The following is a 16,072-nucleotide window of genomic DNA, read 5'->3' on the forward strand; positions in this document are numbered from 1 at the left end:
GGACGAGCGTTCGGCGGCCATCGGCGACAAGGTGTGGCTGGACAGCAACGCCAACGGCGTGCAGGACGCGGGCGAAGCCGGCATTGCCGGTGTCACCGTCAAGCTGCTCGACAGTGCCGGCGGCGTGCTGAGCACCAGCACCACCGACGCCAGCGGCAACTACCTGTTCAGCAACCTCACCCCGGGCGATTACGCGGTGCAGGTCGTGCTGCCGACGGGCTACTTCGCCAGCAGCAAGGACCAGGGCGGCAACGACGCGCTGGATTCCGACATCGACCCGACCACCGGCAAGACCATCAACACCACCCTCTCGGCCGGCGAGACCGACCGCAGCTGGGATGCCGGCCTGTATCAGAAGGCTTCCATCGGCGACCGCGTGTGGCTGGATACCAACAAGAACGGTGTGCAGGACAGCGGTGAAGCCGGCGTGGCCGGTGTGACCGTCAAGCTGCTCAACGCCGCGGGTGCCGAAGTGGCCACCGCCACCACCGACGCCAACGGCAACTACCTGTTCCAGGGCCTGGTGCCGGGCAACTACTCGGTGAAGGTGATCGCCCCGACCGGCTACACCTTCACGGCGGCCGACCAGGGCGGCAACGACGCGCTGGATTCTGACGTGAATCAGACCACCGGGATTGCCGCCCAGACCACCCTCGTCTCCGGCGAGAACGATGTCTCCTGGGATGCGGGTCTGGTTGCCCCGAGCGCCTCCTACGGTGACCGGGTGTGGCTCGACAAGAACGCCAACGGCGTGCAGGACGCGGGTGAAGCCGGCCTGGCCGGTGTCACCGTGAAGCTGCTCAACAGCATCGGCAGCGTGGTGGCCACCACCACCACCGACGCCAACGGCAACTACCTGTTCAACAACCTCACGCCGGGCGACTACTCCGCCCAGGTCGTGGCGCCGACCGGCTACTTCGTCAGCGCCAAGGACCAGGGTGGCAACGACGCCACCGACAGCGACTTCGACCCGACCACCGGCAAGACCGTCTCCACGACGCTTGTCGCTGGCGAGAACGACCTGTCCTGGGATGCGGGCCTCTACCAGAAGGCTTCCATCGGCGACAAGGTGTGGGCCGACTGCGACAACGACGGCATCCAGGACGCGGGCGAAGCCGGCGTGCCGGGCGTCACCGTCAAGCTGCTGAACGCCAGCGGCAACGTGATCGCCACCACCCTCACCGACGGCAACGGCAACTACGTCTTCAAGGACCTGATGCCCGGAACCTACTCGGTGCAGTTCGTGGCGCCGGCCGGCTACACCTTCACGGCGGCCGATCAGGGCAGCAACGACGCCGTGGATTCCGACGTGGGCGCCACGGTGGTGCTGGGCACGACCAACCTGATCGTCAACGGCAGCTTCGAGTCGGGCACCACCGGCTGGTGCGGCAACGGTGACTACATCGAGGTGAATACTGCCTCTTCCTACGGCGTGAGCGGTGCCACCGGCAGCAAGGTGCTCGAACTGGATGCCAACTGCACCGGCACGGTCACCGGCGTCTATCAGGACGTCACCACGGTGGCCGGCCAGACCTACCAGCTGACCCTGGACGTGGCCCAGCGCGCGGGCTACGCCGCGGCGACCAACACCGTCGAAGTGTTCTGGGAAGGCAGCAAGATCGCCACCATCGATCCGGCCTCGACGACGCTGACCAAGTACGTCTTAACGGTCACCGCCAACGATGCCAGCAGCCGCCTCGAGTTCCGCGAGCAGTCGGGTGACGACGACAGCATCGGCGGCATCATCGACAACGTCAGCCTCGTCACGGTCAACGCCGGCGGCACGGTGGGCAACACCATCCAGACCACTCTGGAATCCGGTGAAAACGACCGGACCTGGGACGCTGGCCTGACCGTCAAGCCGGTCACCGCCTGCTTCGACTTCTCGGGCAACACCGCCACCGACGGCACCGACGGCAACATCCTGTCGTACTCCAACAACGGCATCTCGGTGAACGCCAGCGCCTTTAGCCGCGACAAGACGACCGGTGCGTGGGCCAAGGCCTACCTCGGCGCCTATGGCGGCGGCCTCGGCGTGACCGACAGCAGCGAAGGCACCGGCAGCGGCGACGTCCATACGGTGGACAACAACGGCACCCGTGACAACTACGTGCTGTTCGAGTTCTCGCAGTCTGTGGTGGTCGACAAGGCCTACCTGGGCTACGTCGTCTGCGACAGCGACGCCAAGGTGTGGATCGGCACGGTCGATGGGGCCTTCAACAGCCACATCGCCCTGACCGACGCGGTGCTCTCCAGCATGGGCTTCACCGAAGTCAATGCCACCACCCTGACCAGCGCCCGCTGGGCCGATCTGAACGCCAACGGTTTCGTGGGCAACGTGCTCGTCGTCGCGGCCAACCCCGGCCAGACCGACGACTACTTCAAGATCGACCAGTTGGTGGTGAACAGCGCCTCCGCCTTCTGCGCCACCGATGTCTCCATCGGTGACCGGGTGTGGAACGACGCCAACATGAACGGCGTGCAGGATTCCGGCGAAGCCGGCATCTCCGGTGTGACCGTCAAGCTGCTCAACAGCGCCGGCACGGTGGTCACCACGACCACCACCGACGTCAACGGCAACTACCTGTTCTCGAAGCTCGCCGCCGGCGACTACAAGATCCAGGTCGTCACGCCGAACGGCTACACCATCACCGGCAAGGACTTGGGCGGTAACGACGCTGCCGACAGCGACATCGACGGCACCGGCACCACCGGCGTCTACACGCTGACCCAGGGCAGCAACAACCTGAACGTGGATGCGGGCTTCTACTGCCCGCCGGTCACCGGCAAGATCGGCGACCGGGTGTGGGAAGACGCCAACTTCAACGGCATCCAGGACGCGGGCGAAGCCGGCATCAAGGGCATCACCGTTAAGCTGCTCAACGCCGCCGGCGCCGTGGTCGCCACGACCACCACCGACACCAGCGGCAACTACTTGTTCAGCAACGTGAATGCGGGCGACTACAAGGTGCAGGTGGTGACCCCCACCGGCTACTACGTCACCAAGCAGGATCAGGCGGGCTGGAACGGCACCGACAGCGCCTTCAACGGCTCCGGCTACACCGGCACCCTCTCCCTGGTGGCGGGCCAGACCCTCACCAAGGTGGATGCGGGCCTGTATCGCAAGGCCAGCGTCGGCGACAAGGTGTGGATGGACTTCAACAGCAACGGCCTGCAGGACAGCGGCGACGGTGGTGTCATCAACGTCACGGTCAAGCTGCTCAACGCCGCCGGCACCGTGGTGGCCACCACCAAGACCGATGGCAACGGCTGCTACAGCTTCACCAACCTGGACCCGGGCCAGTACAGCCTGCAGTTCGACAAGTCGTCTGCCTACTACTACACCGGCAAGTACGACTGGTGGGGCAACGCCCTCAAGCAGAGCGTCAACCAGTCGAGCTACCAATGGACGACGAAGGACGTCTCCGGCAACGCCTACGATGCCTCCGACTCGGATGTCGCGCGTGTCTCCTCGACGTATTACAACCAGGGCGTGACCGACAAGTTCACCCTGGTGTCGGGCGAGTACGACAACACCCTCGACGCCGGCATCTGCCCGATCGTCATCGACCTGGACGGCAACGGCATCCAGACCGTCAGCCGTGAGAACGCCAACGGCACCTTCGACCTGCTGGGCACCGGCGTCGCCGTCAAGTCCGGCTGGCTGTCGGGTGGCGACGGCTTCCTGGCGATCGACAGCAACGGCAACGGCCGCATCGACGACATCAGCGAACTGTTCGGCGGCAACGCCGTCGGCCAGGGCTTCGCCAAGCTGTCGGCCTTCGACAGCAACGGCGACGGCCTGGTGGACCGCAACGACGCAGCCTTCGGCGAGCTGAAGATCTGGGTGGACGCCAACGGCAACCACCAGACCGACGCCGGCGAGCTGATGGGCCTTACCGACGCGGGCGTGGCCAGTCTGAACCTGGACTACTTCGCCCTCCCGGCGGTCGATGCGCAGGGCAACCTGCACCTCGAGCGCAGCGTCGCAACCCTCGCCGATGGCCGTGCGGTGGACATGACCGACGTGTATTTCAACGTCGATGCCCAGGAAGCCGCCCAGGCCGGCGCCCAGCTGCCGACCATGGCCGAGCTGCTCGGTGACGACACCAGCCTCGACCTGCTGCTGGGCGTCAGCGTCGCCGCCACCGACGTGGCCGCTGTCGCCGCCCCGGTGAGCGACGCCGCGGTTGCCGCCCTCGGCCAGCTGTCCGGCCTGTACCAGGAGCAGCAATACGCCCTGATGGCCGCCTAAGCGCCCCTGCGCCGGCCGGCCGCAAACCGGCCGGCGCACTCCACGAACACTTTTCGACCCCTTACTTTTCAACACAGGAGCAACAAATGATGCACGCCCCCATTCTCAAGAAGGCCGCCCTGGCCCTCGCCGCCGCCGGCCTGATGGCCAGCGTTCCCGCCCATGCCGACACCCTCGCCACGGAGCTCGACATCAACACCCTGATGGGCTTCACCGTCGATGTGGCCAGCACCGGCCCCCAGGCTGTCGACACCGGCATCTTCAACGTCAGCAACCTCAGCACCAACGGCAGCTTCCTGGCCTTCTGCTACGAGCTGCTGCAAGGCGTGAGCGTGAACACCCTCACCGGCCTGCCCTTCGACGCCTCCAGCGTGATCCCGGCTGCCGTGCAGACCCTGTTCAACCAGAGCTACGCCGAAGTGCACTTCGACAACGCCGTCGAAGTGGCCGGCTTCCAGATTGCCCTGTGGGAAACCCTCGACGACAACAACCTCAACACCGGCAACCTCAGCAACTGGGGCGGTGCCACCAACAGCGCCGACGAAGGTGACGCCCTGTTCAACGCCGAGATCTTCCTCGACCGCGTGGCCAACGGCGGCGCCAGCACCGGCAACTACCAGCTGACGATCTGGCAGAGCCCGGACAGCCAGGACATCATCCAGGCCTCCACCGCCGCGATCCCCGAGCCGACCAGCCTGATGCTGGGCGCCCTGGGCCTGGCCGGCCTGTCGCTGGTGCGTCGCCGCAAGGCCTGAGCGACCGGGTGGGCGCCCCCGGGCGCCTGCTGAGTGTTCGACCGGAACAAGGCAAAAGGGGGCTCGCCCCCTTTTGCCGTTTGCAGGGCGGGCGCATCACCTGGGGCATTTGGCGCCGATCGTGAAATATGTGGTCCGCCCGCGCGTGCCCCCGTGAAAAATGCGCCCTTGTCCCGGCGCCGCCTGGGCTATTTTCTCCGGCGGGGCATCTTCCGGATGTTCTGCGGCCTGTCTGCCGCCCTGTTTTTCAGTATTCGAGGTTGTCATGTACCGAACCCGCCTTCTTCCCGTCCTGACTCTCTCGGCGGGGCTCGCCATGCCGGCCCTGACGGTCCGTGCCGACGCAGTCATCTCCGGCACACCGCCCACCCTCACTTCCCAGCCGAGCCGCCCCGACCAGGACGGCATCGTCCGCGGCCAGGCGGCGCTGCGGATGAAGCACTTCGATCAGGCCGAGCGCGCTTTCGGCGAGGCCTACGAACTCAACCCCCGCTCCGTCGAGGCGATGCTCGGCCTGGCGGCCGCCACCCAGGCCCAGGGCAAGACCCGGCTCGCCCGCGACTGGATGAGCAGCGCCGTCGCCATCGCCCCGGGCCAGGCCAACGTCCTCCAGGCCCAGGCCCGTCTGCTCACCGAGCAGGGGCTGCTGCCCGACGCCGAGCGCAGCTACCACGCCGCCATCGCCAGCCATCCGGGCATGGTCCAGCTCAAGCTCGACCTGGCGGCCCTGTATATCGACAAGCTCGGCAAGCCGGGGCAGGCCGTCGACCTGCTGCGTGAGGTTGTCCGCCAGCACCCGGAGATGGCCGCCGCCCAGCTCGGCCTCGGCATGGCCCTGTCGGCCGATGGCAAGTTCGAGGAGGCCTCCCGCTCCCTCGAGGACGCCGTCCGCCGTGATCCGGGCAATGCGGTCGCCCACCACGCCCTCGGTGTCGTGAGCCTCAGGCAGGGGCAGGCCGAGCGGGCCCTGGTGTCCTTCGACAAGGCCCTCTCCCTGCGCAAGGATTTCGCCAATTCGGTGCTCGCCCGGGGTGACGCCCTGCAGATGCTCGGCCGCCACGAGCAGGCCATCGAAGCCTATCAGCGCGCCGCCAGGCTGCTGCCCCAGAGCGTCGTGCCCCACCTGCAGCGGGCCCGGGCGCTGGAGCGCATGGAAAAGTTCGCCGAGGCCGAGGCGGCCTACCGGGAAGGCTTGAAGGTGGGCCCCAACGATCCGCGGCTCGCCAACAACCTGGCCTACCTGCTGGCGAACCGCCGCCTGCGTCTCGACGAGGCCCTGAGCCTGGCGAAGCAGGCCGTGGCCCGCGACCCCAAGCGGGCCACTTACCACGACACCCTCGGTGTGGTGTTGCAGCTGCGCGGCGACGAGGCCGGCGCCCGTCAGGCCTTCGAGCGGGGCCTGGCGCTGGAGCCGGGCAATGGCGCCCTGCGCCAGCGGCTGGCCCAATCTGCCACGCCGATAGCCATCAAGACCGCGGCGGTTCAGACCCCGGCGCCGGCGCCGACTCCGGCCGCCGCAGTGCCGCCTGTTGCGCCCGTCGCTGCCCCGGCGGGGGTGGCGGCCAAGCCCGCGGTGGCGCCGGTCGCGAAGGCCGCCGCGCCTGCCGTGGCTCCGGCGGCCCCTGCCGATGCCGGCAAGCTGGTGGCCGGACGCCTCGAGGCCTGGCGTCAGGCCTGGGAGGCCAAGGACAGCGCCCGCTACCTGGCCTTCTACGGGAGCGCCTTCGTGCCGGCGGGCAACAAGCCCCGGGCCGCCTGGGAGACCGACCGCCGCGCCAAGCTCGACAAGAAGGGCGAGATCAAGGTGGTGCTCGGCGCGCCGAGCTTCAAGCTCGAGGGCGAGGTGGTGCGGGTGAGCTTCGAGCAGCGCTACCAGTCGGGCAACTACAGCGACGTGGTGAACAAGCAGCTCGAGTGGGTCAAGGACGGCGGCGACTGGAAGATCCGCCGCGAAGCGCAGCTCTGAACCTGCCCGCCTGCGCCGTCAGGCGGGTTGTCAGGCGATGTGCCAGCGGTGGCCGCCGGCATTCTTGGCGGCGTACATGGCCCGGTCGGCGAGGTTCAGCAGGTGTTCCAGGCTGTGGCCGTCCTGCGGGTAGCAGGCGATGCCGATGCTGCCCCCGAGCCGGCAGCCAGGTGTTTCGTCTGCGGGGGCGCTGGCCACGGCGGTGAGGAGGCGGCTGCAGAATTGCTCGATGTCCTCGCCTTGCAGCTTGGGGCACAGGATCGCAAATTCGTCGCCCCCCAGCCTGGCCACCACGTCGGTGGCACGGGCCGCGGAGGCCAGCTTGTCTGCCAGCCGCACCAGGATCTGGTCGCCCATGGCGTGGCCGTAGCGGTCGTTGATCGGCTTGAAGCCGTCCAGGTCGAGCATCATGACGGCGCCCCCCGCGTTCTCCATCTGGGCCCGGGTGAGGATGGCGAGGGCCGCCTCGGTGAAGCCCTTGCGGTTGGACAGGCCGGTGAGCGGGTCGTGGCGGGCCAGCTCCCGCCAGCGATGGCTGTCGCCCTCGACCTCGCGGAAATGGCGCAGCATTCCAAAGACGATCAGCAGAAAGTTCGCCAGCGCCAGCACGAAGGCGCCGGTCTGGATGGCGCGCAGCCGGGTGGCCTGGCGGACGGAGTCCCGCTCCAGAACCGTCGTGAGGCTGTTCATCAGGGCCAGCACGTCGCGGTTGTGGCGCACCATGTAGGCGGCAGCCTTCCTGGTGCGCTCGGACGCCTGCAGGCGGGTGTCGGAGAGCATGAGGGCCAGGGGGTTGACCAGCTTGCGCGCCGCCTCGACCGTCCGGGCCGCTTCGCCTTCAAGGCGCCGCAGCCTTGCGGGCGAGCCGTCGCCGCCGCGGGCCTCGCCGCCTTCCGCAAAGGCGGTGAGAGTCTGGTCAAAAAGCCCGAAGGCGGCCTCGAACTCGCCGCTGGCGGCCTCGAACTCTGCTGGGCTGCTGGCCTGGCTGGCCAGCAGCAGGGCCTTGGTGGTCTGCTGGGAGAGCATCCGCTGGCGGCCCGCCAGGTTGATCGCCACCGCGTCCTGGGCCATCTGCTCGGCCAGCCACAGGTTGATGACCAGCACACTCAAATCCAGCGCGACGAACAGCACGATCGCCGTGACGAGACGGCGTGGCGAGCCAATCAGGGCGCTGACTGGAATGGGCATGGTGAGATGGCGTACCCCCGGATCGTTGTATCCGAAGGGAAATGGTCGGAATGCCCGGTTATCGGCCTGAAGCGTTCGAGCTTGAAGCCGATCAAAAAAAAGCGGCCCGAAGGCCGCTTGAGGCGTTGCGCGAAGCGCGGCGCTCAGTTTTCGAAGCGTGCTTCGAGGGCGGCGATGGCGGGCAGGGTCTTGCCTTCGAGGAACTCGAGGAAGGCGCCGCCGCCGGTGGAGATGTAGCCCACGTCGCCGGCGATGTCGAACTTGGCGATGGCCGCCAGGGTGTCACCGCCGCCGGCGATGGAGAAGGCTTCGGAGTGGGCGATGGCCGAGGCGAGCATCTTGGTGCCGCCGGCGAACTGGGGCAGCTCGAACACGCCGACCGGGCCGTTCCAGACGATGGTGCCGGCGTTGGCGATGATCTCGCCGAGGCGGGCGGCGCTCTTCGGGCCGATGTCGAGGATGCGGTCGCTCGCGGAGACGTCATCGACGGAGATCTTGTTGGCGCGGGCCAGGGCGGAGACCTCGTCGGCCACCACCACGTCGGTGGGCAGCGGCACTTCGGCGCCGCGGGCCTTCATGATGTCCATGATGGCGTGGGCTTCCTTGACCAGGTCGGGCTCGGCGAGGGATTCGCCGATGCGCTTGCCGGAGGCCAGCAGGAAGGTGTTGGCGATGCCGCCGCCGACGATGAGCTGGTCCACCTTGTCGGCCAGCGACTTGAGGATGGTGAGCTTGCTGGACACCTTGGAGCCGCCGACGATGGCCACCAGCGGGCGCTTGGGGGCGTGCAGGGCCTTGCCCAGCGCGTCGATCTCGGCGCCCATCAGGATGCCGGCACAGGCGACCGGGGCGAAGCGGGCGATGCCGTGGGTCGTGGCTTCGGCGCGGTGGGCGGTGCCGAAGGCGTCGTTAACGTAGACGTCGCAGAGGGCGGCCATTTTTTTGGCGAGCTCTTCGTTGTCTTTCTTTTCGCCCTTGTTGCAGCGGCAGTTTTCGAGGAGCACGACTTCGCCCGGGGCGACTTCGACGCCGCCATCCACCCAGTTCTGAACCAGGCGCACCGGCTTGTGGAGGAGCTGGCCCAGGCGCACGGCGACCGGCGCCAGGGTGTCATCGGCCTTGAGTTCGCCTTCGGTGGGGCGGCCCAGGTGGGAGGTGACCATCACCGCGGCGCCGCCGTCGAGGGCGTACTTGATGGACGGGATCGAGGCGCGGATGCGGGTGTCTTCGGTGATGTTGCCGGCGTCGTCCTGGGGCACGTTGAGGTCGGCGCGGATGAACACGCGCTTGCCGGCGACGTCGAGGTCGGTGAGTTTCTTGACTTGCATGATGATGTTCTTCGAGGCTCTGGAATGAAAAACGCCCCGCGCGGGGCGGGGCGTCGAAACAGCTGGATTACTGGGCGTTCACGAAGGCGCGGGCCGCGTCGAGCATGCGGCAGGAGTAGCCCCACTCGTTGTCGTACCAGGCCAGCACCTTGACCAGCACGGAGCCGTCTTCAGCCTTGATGACGCGGGTCTGGGTGGCGTCGAAGGTGGAGGAGACGGTGGTGTGGTTGAAGTCGGAGGAGACCAGCGGCTCGGTGTTGACGGCCAGGATGCCCTTGAGCGGGCCGTTGGCCGCGGCGGTCATCAGCGCGTTGATCTCTTCCTTGGTGGTGGCACGGTCGGCGGTGAAGGTGAGGTCGACCAGCGAGACGTTGATGGTCGGCACGCGCAGGGCGAAGCCATCGACCTTGCCGACCAGCTGCGGCAGCACCAGGCCGACGGCCTTGGCGGCGCCGGTCTTGGTGGGGATGATGTTGGCGGCGGCGGCGCGGGCACGGCGGAGGTCCTTGTGGCGGACGTCGACGGTGACCTGGTCGTTGGTGTAGGCGTGGATGGTGGTCATCAGGCCCTGCTTGATGCCGACGCTGTCGGCCAGGATCTTGGCGACCGGGGCCAGACAGTTGGTGGTGCACGAGGCGTTGGAGACGACGGTCATGCCGGCCTTCAGCGCTTCTTCGTTGACGCCCATCACGATGGTGGTGTCGACGTCGTCACCGCCCGGGGCGGAGATCAGCACGCGCTTGGCGCCCTGGTCGAGCAGCGCCTGGGCCTTGGCCTTGGTGGTGTAGGCACCGGTGCACTCGAGCAGCACGTCGACGCCGTGGGTGCCCCAGTTGACGCCCTTCGGGTCTTTGGTGGAGTAGAAGGGGATCTTCTTGCCGTCGATGATGATGGTGTTCTCGCCTTCGGTCTCGACCGAGGTGGCGAAGCGGCCATGGGTGGTGTCGTACTTCAGCAGGTGGGCGTTGGTGGCCAGGTCGCCGGAGGCGTTGATGGCGACCACTTCGAATTCGTTCTGCAGACCTTGCTCGTAGATGGCGCGCAGCGTGCAGCGACCGATACGACCGAAACCATTGATGGCGACTTTGATGCTCATCGAGTCTTCTCCCTAGTTTAAATACACGTAAGCTGATTAGGCGGCGTGCGGCCGGTGGTGGCGCCGCACCCGCGTTGTTGTTTTGTCCTGCTGCCGGTTCAGGCGACCAGCTTTTTCACCGCCGCGACCACGGCCTCGGTGGTGATGCCGAAATACTTGAACAGCTCGCCCGCCGGGGCAGATTCGCCGAAGCGGTTGACGCCGATCACCTCGCCGTCGATGCCCACATATTTGTGCCAGCCGTCGGTGACGCCGGCTTCGACGGCCACCCGGGGCAGGCCCTTGGGCAGCACGCTGGCGCGCCATTCGGCGTCCTGGCGGTCGAAGACGTTGGTGCTGGGCATCGAGACCACGCGCACCGCGACGCCTTCGGCGGCGAGTTGCTGCTGGGCGGCCATGGCGAGGGCCACTTCGGAACCGGTCGCTATGATAACGGCTTGCGGGGCGATGGGTTGTGACGCAGTGCCCGCTTCGGACAACACGTAGCCACCGCGGCGGATCGCGGCGACCTGTTCGGCGCTGCGGGCCTGGAAGGGCAGGTTCTGGCGCGAGAAGGCGAGGCTGCTCGGGCCGTCGCGACGCTCGATGGAGGCCGCCCAGGCCACCGCCGACTCGGTGGTGTCGCAGGGGCGCCAGACGTCCATGTTGGGGATCAGGCGCAGGCTGGCGGTCTGCTCGACCGGCTGGTGGGTCGGGCCGTCCTCGCCGAGGCCGATGGAGTCGTGGGTGAACACGAAGATCTGGCGCACCTTCATCAGCGCCGCCATGCGCAGGGCGTTGCGGGCGTATTCGCTGAACATCAGGAAGGTGGCGGTGTAGGGCACCAGGCCGCCGTGCAGCGCGACGCCGTTGGCGATGGCGGCCATGCCGAACTCGCGCACGCCGTAGTAAACGTAGTTGCCGCCGGTGGTCTTGCTGACGCCCTTGGCGCCGGACCACAGGGTGAGGTTGGAGCCGGCCAGGTCGGCCGAGCCGCCGAGGAGCTCGGGCAGCTTGGGCGCGAAGGCTTCGATGCTGTTCTGGCTGGCCTTGCGGGTGGCGATGGTCTCGGCCTTGGCGATCACCTGGGCGACGACGCCGTCGGCGTGGGCCTGCCAGTCGGCGGGCAGGTCGCCGGCCATGCGGCGGGTGAATTCGGCGGCGAGTTCGGGGAACTCGGCGGCGTAGGCGGCGAAGTGGGCGTTCCACTCGGCCTCTTCGGCGGCGCCCTTGGCTTTGGCGTCCCAGGCGGCGTAGACGTCGGCGGGGATCTCGAAGGCGGGGTGGGACCAGCCGATGTGGGCGCGGGTGGCCTCGATCTCGGCGGCACCCAGCGGGGCGCCGTGGCAGTCGTGGCTGTCCTGCTTGTTGGGGGCGCCGGCGCCGATGATGGTCTTGCAGCAGATCAGGCTGGGGCGGCCGGTTTCGAGCTGGGCGGCCTTGAGGGCGGCCTCGATCTCGACCGGGTCGTGGCCCTGGATGTCACGCACCACATGCCAGCCGTAGGCCTCGAAGCGCTTGGGGGTGTCGTCGGTGAACCAGCCCGAGACGTGGCCGTCGATGGAGATGTCGTTGTCGTCGTAGAAGGCGATCAGCTTGCCCAGGCCCCAGGTGCCGGCCAGGGAGCAGGCCTCGTGGGAGATACCCTCCATCAGGCAGCCGTCGCCGAGGAACACGTAGGTGAAGTGATCGACGATGGTGTGGCCGGGGCGGTTGAACTCGGCGGCCAGCACCTTTTCGGCCAGCGCCATGCCCACCGCGTTGGTGATGCCCTGGCCCAGCGGGCCGGTGGTGGTCTCGACGCCGGGGGTGTAGCCGACCTCCGGGTGGCCCGGGGTCTTGCTGTGGAGCTGGCGGAAGTTCTTCAGGTCGTCGATGGACAGATCGTAGCCGGTGAGGTGCAGCAGGCTGTAGATCAGCATCGAGCCGTGGCCGTTGGACTGGACGAAGCGGTCGCGGTCGGCCCACTTGGGGTTGGCCGGGTTGTGGCGCAGGTGGCGGCGCCACAGCACTTCGGCGATTTCGGCCATGCCCATCGGGGCGCCCGGGTGGCCGGAGTTGGCCTTCTGGACGGCGTCCATGGCCAGCGCACGGATCGCGCCGGTCAGGGGGTTGAAGACGGGCGGCTTGACGTTACGCGAAGAGGACATCGAAGGAACCTTGGGCCGGCAGAGCGGCGCGCAAAGACCGTAATTATCTTTGATTCCCCGGTGGTTGGGTAGCCTCGGCAGGGGATTTGTCGGATGCCCGCGATGCTCGACCGCGCCACATGCAGGCGGCGCAAAGTGCTGCATAATCCGCAGGGCTTGCCGATAAACACATTTTGTTACCCTGTTTGTCTCCGATGTCGCCCCTTTTTCGCCCGACCGCGTGGGCTGTGCCCCTTGTGTCCCTGTTTCTCGGGGCCTGCAGCACCGTCCAGTACACCGTCGATGACGGCCGCAAGGTCAATGAAACCCTGCTCGCCAACCTGCGCGCCCTTGGCCACGGCGAGCGGGCCCTGCGCCCGGCGATCGCCCGCTCGGCGGCGCTCAACGACCCGGACTGCAGCCGTCAGTGGGAGCTGCCGATCAGCGTGGCGACCAGCTTCGAATGGGAGGAGGACGACCGCGTGGCCTGGGTGCGCGCGCTGCAGGTGGACGAGCGGCTCACGGTGGTCGCGGCGGCGCCCGACGCGGGCCTCGCGGTGGGCGACAAGATCGTCGAGATCCAGGGCTACAAGAAGAAGGACAGCAACAAGATGCTGGCCGAGCTCGCCAGCCTGCGCGACGACGGCGACCCGTTCCAGGTGAAGACCGCGGCAGGGAAGACGGCCACCCTCAAGCCCTTCCAGGTGTGCCGCGGCTACACCCGCCTGGCCCCGCCGGTGACGCCGGGCTACCAGGATTTCCACTGGCTGATGAGCGTCCATCCGCTCGACATCTTCCGGCCGCAGATCACCCCCGACGAAGCCCTGTGGATGGTGTTGTGGACCCAGGGCCTGTCCGAAGAGGGCGGCGCGCGGATGAAGACCTACCATTACAGCAAGGAGATCGTGTCGACGCTGTTCGAGGTCGCCTCGCTGGCCACCGGCCTGAATGCCGCGGCCCAGGCCGCCAAGGTGGCGGTGAACCAGGCGGCTCAGGCGGCGGCCGCGGCGGCGACCAAGGCGGCCGGTGAAGCCGCCGCCAAGGCGGCCATCGAGGAAGCCGCCCGCAGGCTCGCCGAACAGGCGGCCCAGGATTACGTGAAGAAGGTTGGCGAAGAGGTGGCCAAGTCGGTGGGGCGCCAGGCCGGCAATGTGCTGCGCGACACCTTCATGGCGCGGGTCGGGATGTCGGTGTCGAGCCTGTCGTGGGTGGCCACCACCGCCTTCGACGACGCCGACCGCTGGGCCTGGGACCGCATCGGCAAGCTCGGCGGCGACCCCCTGGCGGGCGCCACGCTGCACCAGAAGCTGCTCGACCAGGGGCTGGTGAGCAATGCCTTCGTGCTCGACGAGGAGCGCCTGGTGCGCTACTCCACGCTGGCCCGCCAGACCCAGCGCGAGGACATGCTGGCGGCGGTGCTGAAGGGCGCCTCCCTCGAGGCCTTCGCCCTCAAGCTGACCGATCTGCCCAGCGCCTCCGACGAGGGCGCGGGCCTGGCGATGTTGTCCGAGAGCGACGAGGCCGTGCCGGCCACGCCCGGCGGAGCCGTCGGCTCGGGCGGTTTGATTGATGCAATGCTGAGGATGCCCCTCGAAACGGGGCAGGATTGATGTGATGAAGAGTTTGCGTATTTCGGGGCTGGCCGGTGGGCTGGCCCTTGTCTTGTCTGCCCTGGCGGGTGTTGCCCAGGCCCAGCAGGCTGCGCCGTCCGATGCCGGGGCGATGCCGGCGGCCTCCGCCGACGCGGCCGGGGTGGGGCCGGATTGCCCGCTTCTGATGCAGGAGGCCGAGGCCAACCTCGAGCTGGGCCGCCAGGCCGCCCGCGCCAAGCGCTGGCGCGAGGCCGCGCCGCTGTTGCGCGACGCCGGTGCCGGCTTTCTCAACGTGGCGGCCGGCTGCCCGGCGGTGGCCGCCCGGGCCAACCGTCAGGGCGACGCGGCGACCGCCGAGATGCGCACCGCCGAGACCGCCCTGAGCCACCAGGGCGAATGCCAGCCGCGCGTCGACAAGGCCCTCGACCTCGACCTGCGGGCGACCATGGCCCGTGGCGAGAAGGGCGACCCGGCGCAGATCGAGCAGCTCCTCGGCGAGGCCGAGAAGAGCTGGCGCGACGCCGTGGACGTGTGCCAGTCGCCCCACCGCGAGAAGGCCGAGAAGAGCCTCGCCGCGACCGTCAAGGCCCGCGCTGCCAACGCCGAGTTGCTGAGCGCCGGCCCGGCCTGCGACGGCGCCTGGAAGAGCGCCGCATCCCTCGTCGACTACGCGCGCACGGCCTCCCGGGACAAGCGCTGGGATGACGCGGCGATGCTCTACGGCAAGGCCGTGATGGCCTGGGAGGGCGCCGCCGACAAATGCTCGGGGGTGCGCCAGCAGCAGGCCCAGCGCAAGGCCGAGCAGGCCCAGGTGGACGCCCACAACGCCGAACACTGCGGCCCCCTGTGGGACCAGGCCACCGACCACACCCAGCGCCTCAAAGCGGCTGGCGGCGTGTCGGCGACCGAGCGCGACAACCTCTCGGTGAAGGCCGAGGTGGCCTGGCGCGAGGCTTTCGTCCAGTGCCGCGGCAGCTCCCAGAACCTGGCCCGGGGCAACGCCGACGCGCTGGCCCGGGAGCGTGGCACGCCGCTGTCGCCCCAGGCGCTGGCGAGCATCAGGGGGGTGGCCACGGCGCAGCCCCTCGGCGCTGCGCCGGCCGTCGTGGCTGCGCCGGTGCCGCTGCCGGCCAAGGTGGTGGCCGTGCAGGCCGGCACCGATGCGCGGCCCGCGGAAGCGCCGCCGGCTGAGCGCAAGGTTGATGAGCCGAAGGCCGCCCCGGCCCCGGCCGCCGAGGCCGTGCTGGTGGCCGGCGACACCACCTATCGGGGCGCCTTTGCCCTGGCCGCCACCGGTGGCGCCGTGAGCGGTTCCGGGCGGGTCGAGTGGACCAATGGCGAGAGCTATGTGGGCTCCCTGGTGGAGGGCCGCAAGCACGGCAAGGGCCGCTTCAACTGGGTCGGCGGCCAGTGGTACGAGGGTGACTGGGTGGATGACCGGGCCACGGGCCACGGCGTCATCCAGTTCGTCGGCGGCAACCGCTACGAGGGCGGGGTGCTCGACGGCGAGCCGTCCGGCCGCGGCACCTTGATCTTCCCGACCGGCGACCGCTACACCGGCGACTTTGCGCGGGGCGTCTTCCACGGCCAGGGCCGCTTTGCCTGGAAGAACGGCAACCGCTATGAAGGCGCCTGGCGCCTCGGCCGCAAGCATGGCCAGGGGCGCCTGACCTGGGCCGGCGGCGACGGCTGGGAGGGCGAGTTCCGCGACGACCAGCAGACGGACAACGGCAAGAGCTTCGACGCGCCGAAGTAAGGCCCTGGCCGGGGCGTTGCCGCATCGC

At 68.6% G+C, this 16,072-nt stretch carries 9 protein-coding genes; 5 read left to right on the top strand and 4 right to left on the bottom strand.

What is annotated here, in order from left to right; genetic code table 11:
- From ZRA01_RS15385 to ZRA01_RS15395, 3 genes are all read left to right on the top strand, one after another.
- The coding region (locus tag ZRA01_RS15385; RefSeq protein ID WP_174851627.1) for an SdrD B-like domain-containing protein at positions 1 to 4,255 on the top strand (4,255 nt) is incomplete at its 5' end.
- 86 nt (positions 4,256 to 4,341) lie between these two features.
- Complete coding sequence (locus ZRA01_RS15390; RefSeq protein ID WP_141353796.1) at positions 4,342 to 5,010, top strand: PEP-CTERM sorting domain-containing protein; 669 nt, start codon at positions 4,342 to 4,344, stop codon at positions 5,008 to 5,010.
- Positions 5,011 to 5,275: 265 nt separating this feature from the next.
- Positions 5,276 to 6,976, top strand: coding sequence for a tetratricopeptide repeat protein (locus ZRA01_RS15395; RefSeq protein ID WP_170182990.1), 1,701 nt, complete (start codon positions 5,276 to 5,278; stop codon positions 6,974 to 6,976).
- Positions 6,977 to 7,006: 30 nt separating this feature from the next.
- Here ZRA01_RS15395 and ZRA01_RS15400 read toward each other — a convergent pair whose 3' ends face one another.
- From ZRA01_RS15400 to tkt, 4 genes are all read right to left on the bottom strand, one after another.
- Positions 7,007 to 8,164 carry a diguanylate cyclase domain-containing protein gene (locus ZRA01_RS15400; RefSeq protein ID WP_141353800.1) on the bottom strand — a complete coding sequence of 386 codons (1,158 nt, stop codon included), beginning with the start codon at positions 8,162 to 8,164 and terminating at the stop codon, positions 7,007 to 7,009.
- Between the two features lie 143 nt (positions 8,165 to 8,307).
- A complete protein-coding gene (locus tag ZRA01_RS15405; protein WP_141353803.1) occupies positions 8,308 to 9,492 on the bottom strand; it encodes a phosphoglycerate kinase in 1,185 nt (394 codons plus the stop codon).
- A 67-nt stretch (positions 9,493 to 9,559) separates the two neighbouring features.
- Positions 9,560 to 10,588: a type I glyceraldehyde-3-phosphate dehydrogenase gene (gene gap / locus ZRA01_RS15410; protein ID WP_141353805.1), complete on the bottom strand. Its 1,029-nt coding sequence runs from the start codon at positions 10,586 to 10,588 to the stop codon at positions 9,560 to 9,562.
- 98 nt (positions 10,589 to 10,686) lie between these two features.
- A complete protein-coding gene (tkt, locus tag ZRA01_RS15415) occupies positions 10,687 to 12,717 on the bottom strand; it encodes a transketolase (protein WP_141353807.1) in 2,031 nt (676 codons plus the stop codon).
- A gap of 236 nt (positions 12,718 to 12,953) precedes the next feature.
- Here tkt and ZRA01_RS20775 point away from each other — a divergent pair, with 236 nt between their 5' ends.
- Both ZRA01_RS20775 and ZRA01_RS15425 read left to right on the top strand, forming a co-directional pair.
- The gene (locus ZRA01_RS20775) at positions 12,954 to 14,306 is read left to right on the top strand and encodes a hypothetical protein (RefSeq protein ID WP_174851628.1); all 1,353 of its coding nucleotides are present in this window, start codon (positions 12,954 to 12,956) and stop codon (positions 14,304 to 14,306) included.
- Positions 14,307 to 14,310: 4 nt separating this feature from the next.
- Positions 14,311 to 16,044 carry an MORN repeat-containing protein gene (locus ZRA01_RS15425; protein ID WP_141353809.1) on the top strand — a complete coding sequence of 578 codons (1,734 nt, stop codon included), beginning with the start codon at positions 14,311 to 14,313 and terminating at the stop codon, positions 16,042 to 16,044.
- Positions 16,045 to 16,072 lie beyond the last annotated feature (28 nt).

The sequence above is a fragment of the Zoogloea ramigera genome (genome assembly GCF_006539865.1).
GTDB classification, from domain to species: Bacteria; Pseudomonadota; Gammaproteobacteria; order Burkholderiales; family Rhodocyclaceae; genus Zoogloea; species Zoogloea ramigera.

What these genes read in the sequence shown, in the direction of transcription:
- ZRA01_RS15390 (WP_141353796.1), top strand. Translation starts at nt 4,342, where the DNA reads ATGATGCACGCCCCCATTCTCAAGAAGGCCGCCCTGGCCCTCGCCGCC.
- ZRA01_RS15395 (WP_170182990.1), top strand. Translation starts at nt 5,276, where the DNA reads ATGTACCGAACCCGCCTTCTTCCCGTCCTGACTCTCTCGGCGGGGCTC.
- ZRA01_RS15400 (WP_141353800.1), bottom strand. Translation starts at nt 8,164, where the DNA reads ATGCCCATTCCAGTCAGCGCCCTGATTGGCTCGCCACGCCGTCTCGTC.
- ZRA01_RS15405 (WP_141353803.1), bottom strand. Translation starts at nt 9,492, where the DNA reads ATGCAAGTCAAGAAACTCACCGACCTCGACGTCGCCGGCAAGCGCGTG.
- gap (WP_141353805.1), bottom strand. Translation starts at nt 10,588, where the DNA reads ATGAGCATCAAAGTCGCCATCAATGGTTTCGGTCGTATCGGTCGCTGC.
- tkt (WP_141353807.1), bottom strand. Translation starts at nt 12,717, where the DNA reads ATGTCCTCTTCGCGTAACGTCAAGCCGCCCGTCTTCAACCCCCTGACC.
- ZRA01_RS15425 (WP_141353809.1), top strand. Translation starts at nt 14,311, where the DNA reads ATGAAGAGTTTGCGTATTTCGGGGCTGGCCGGTGGGCTGGCCCTTGTC.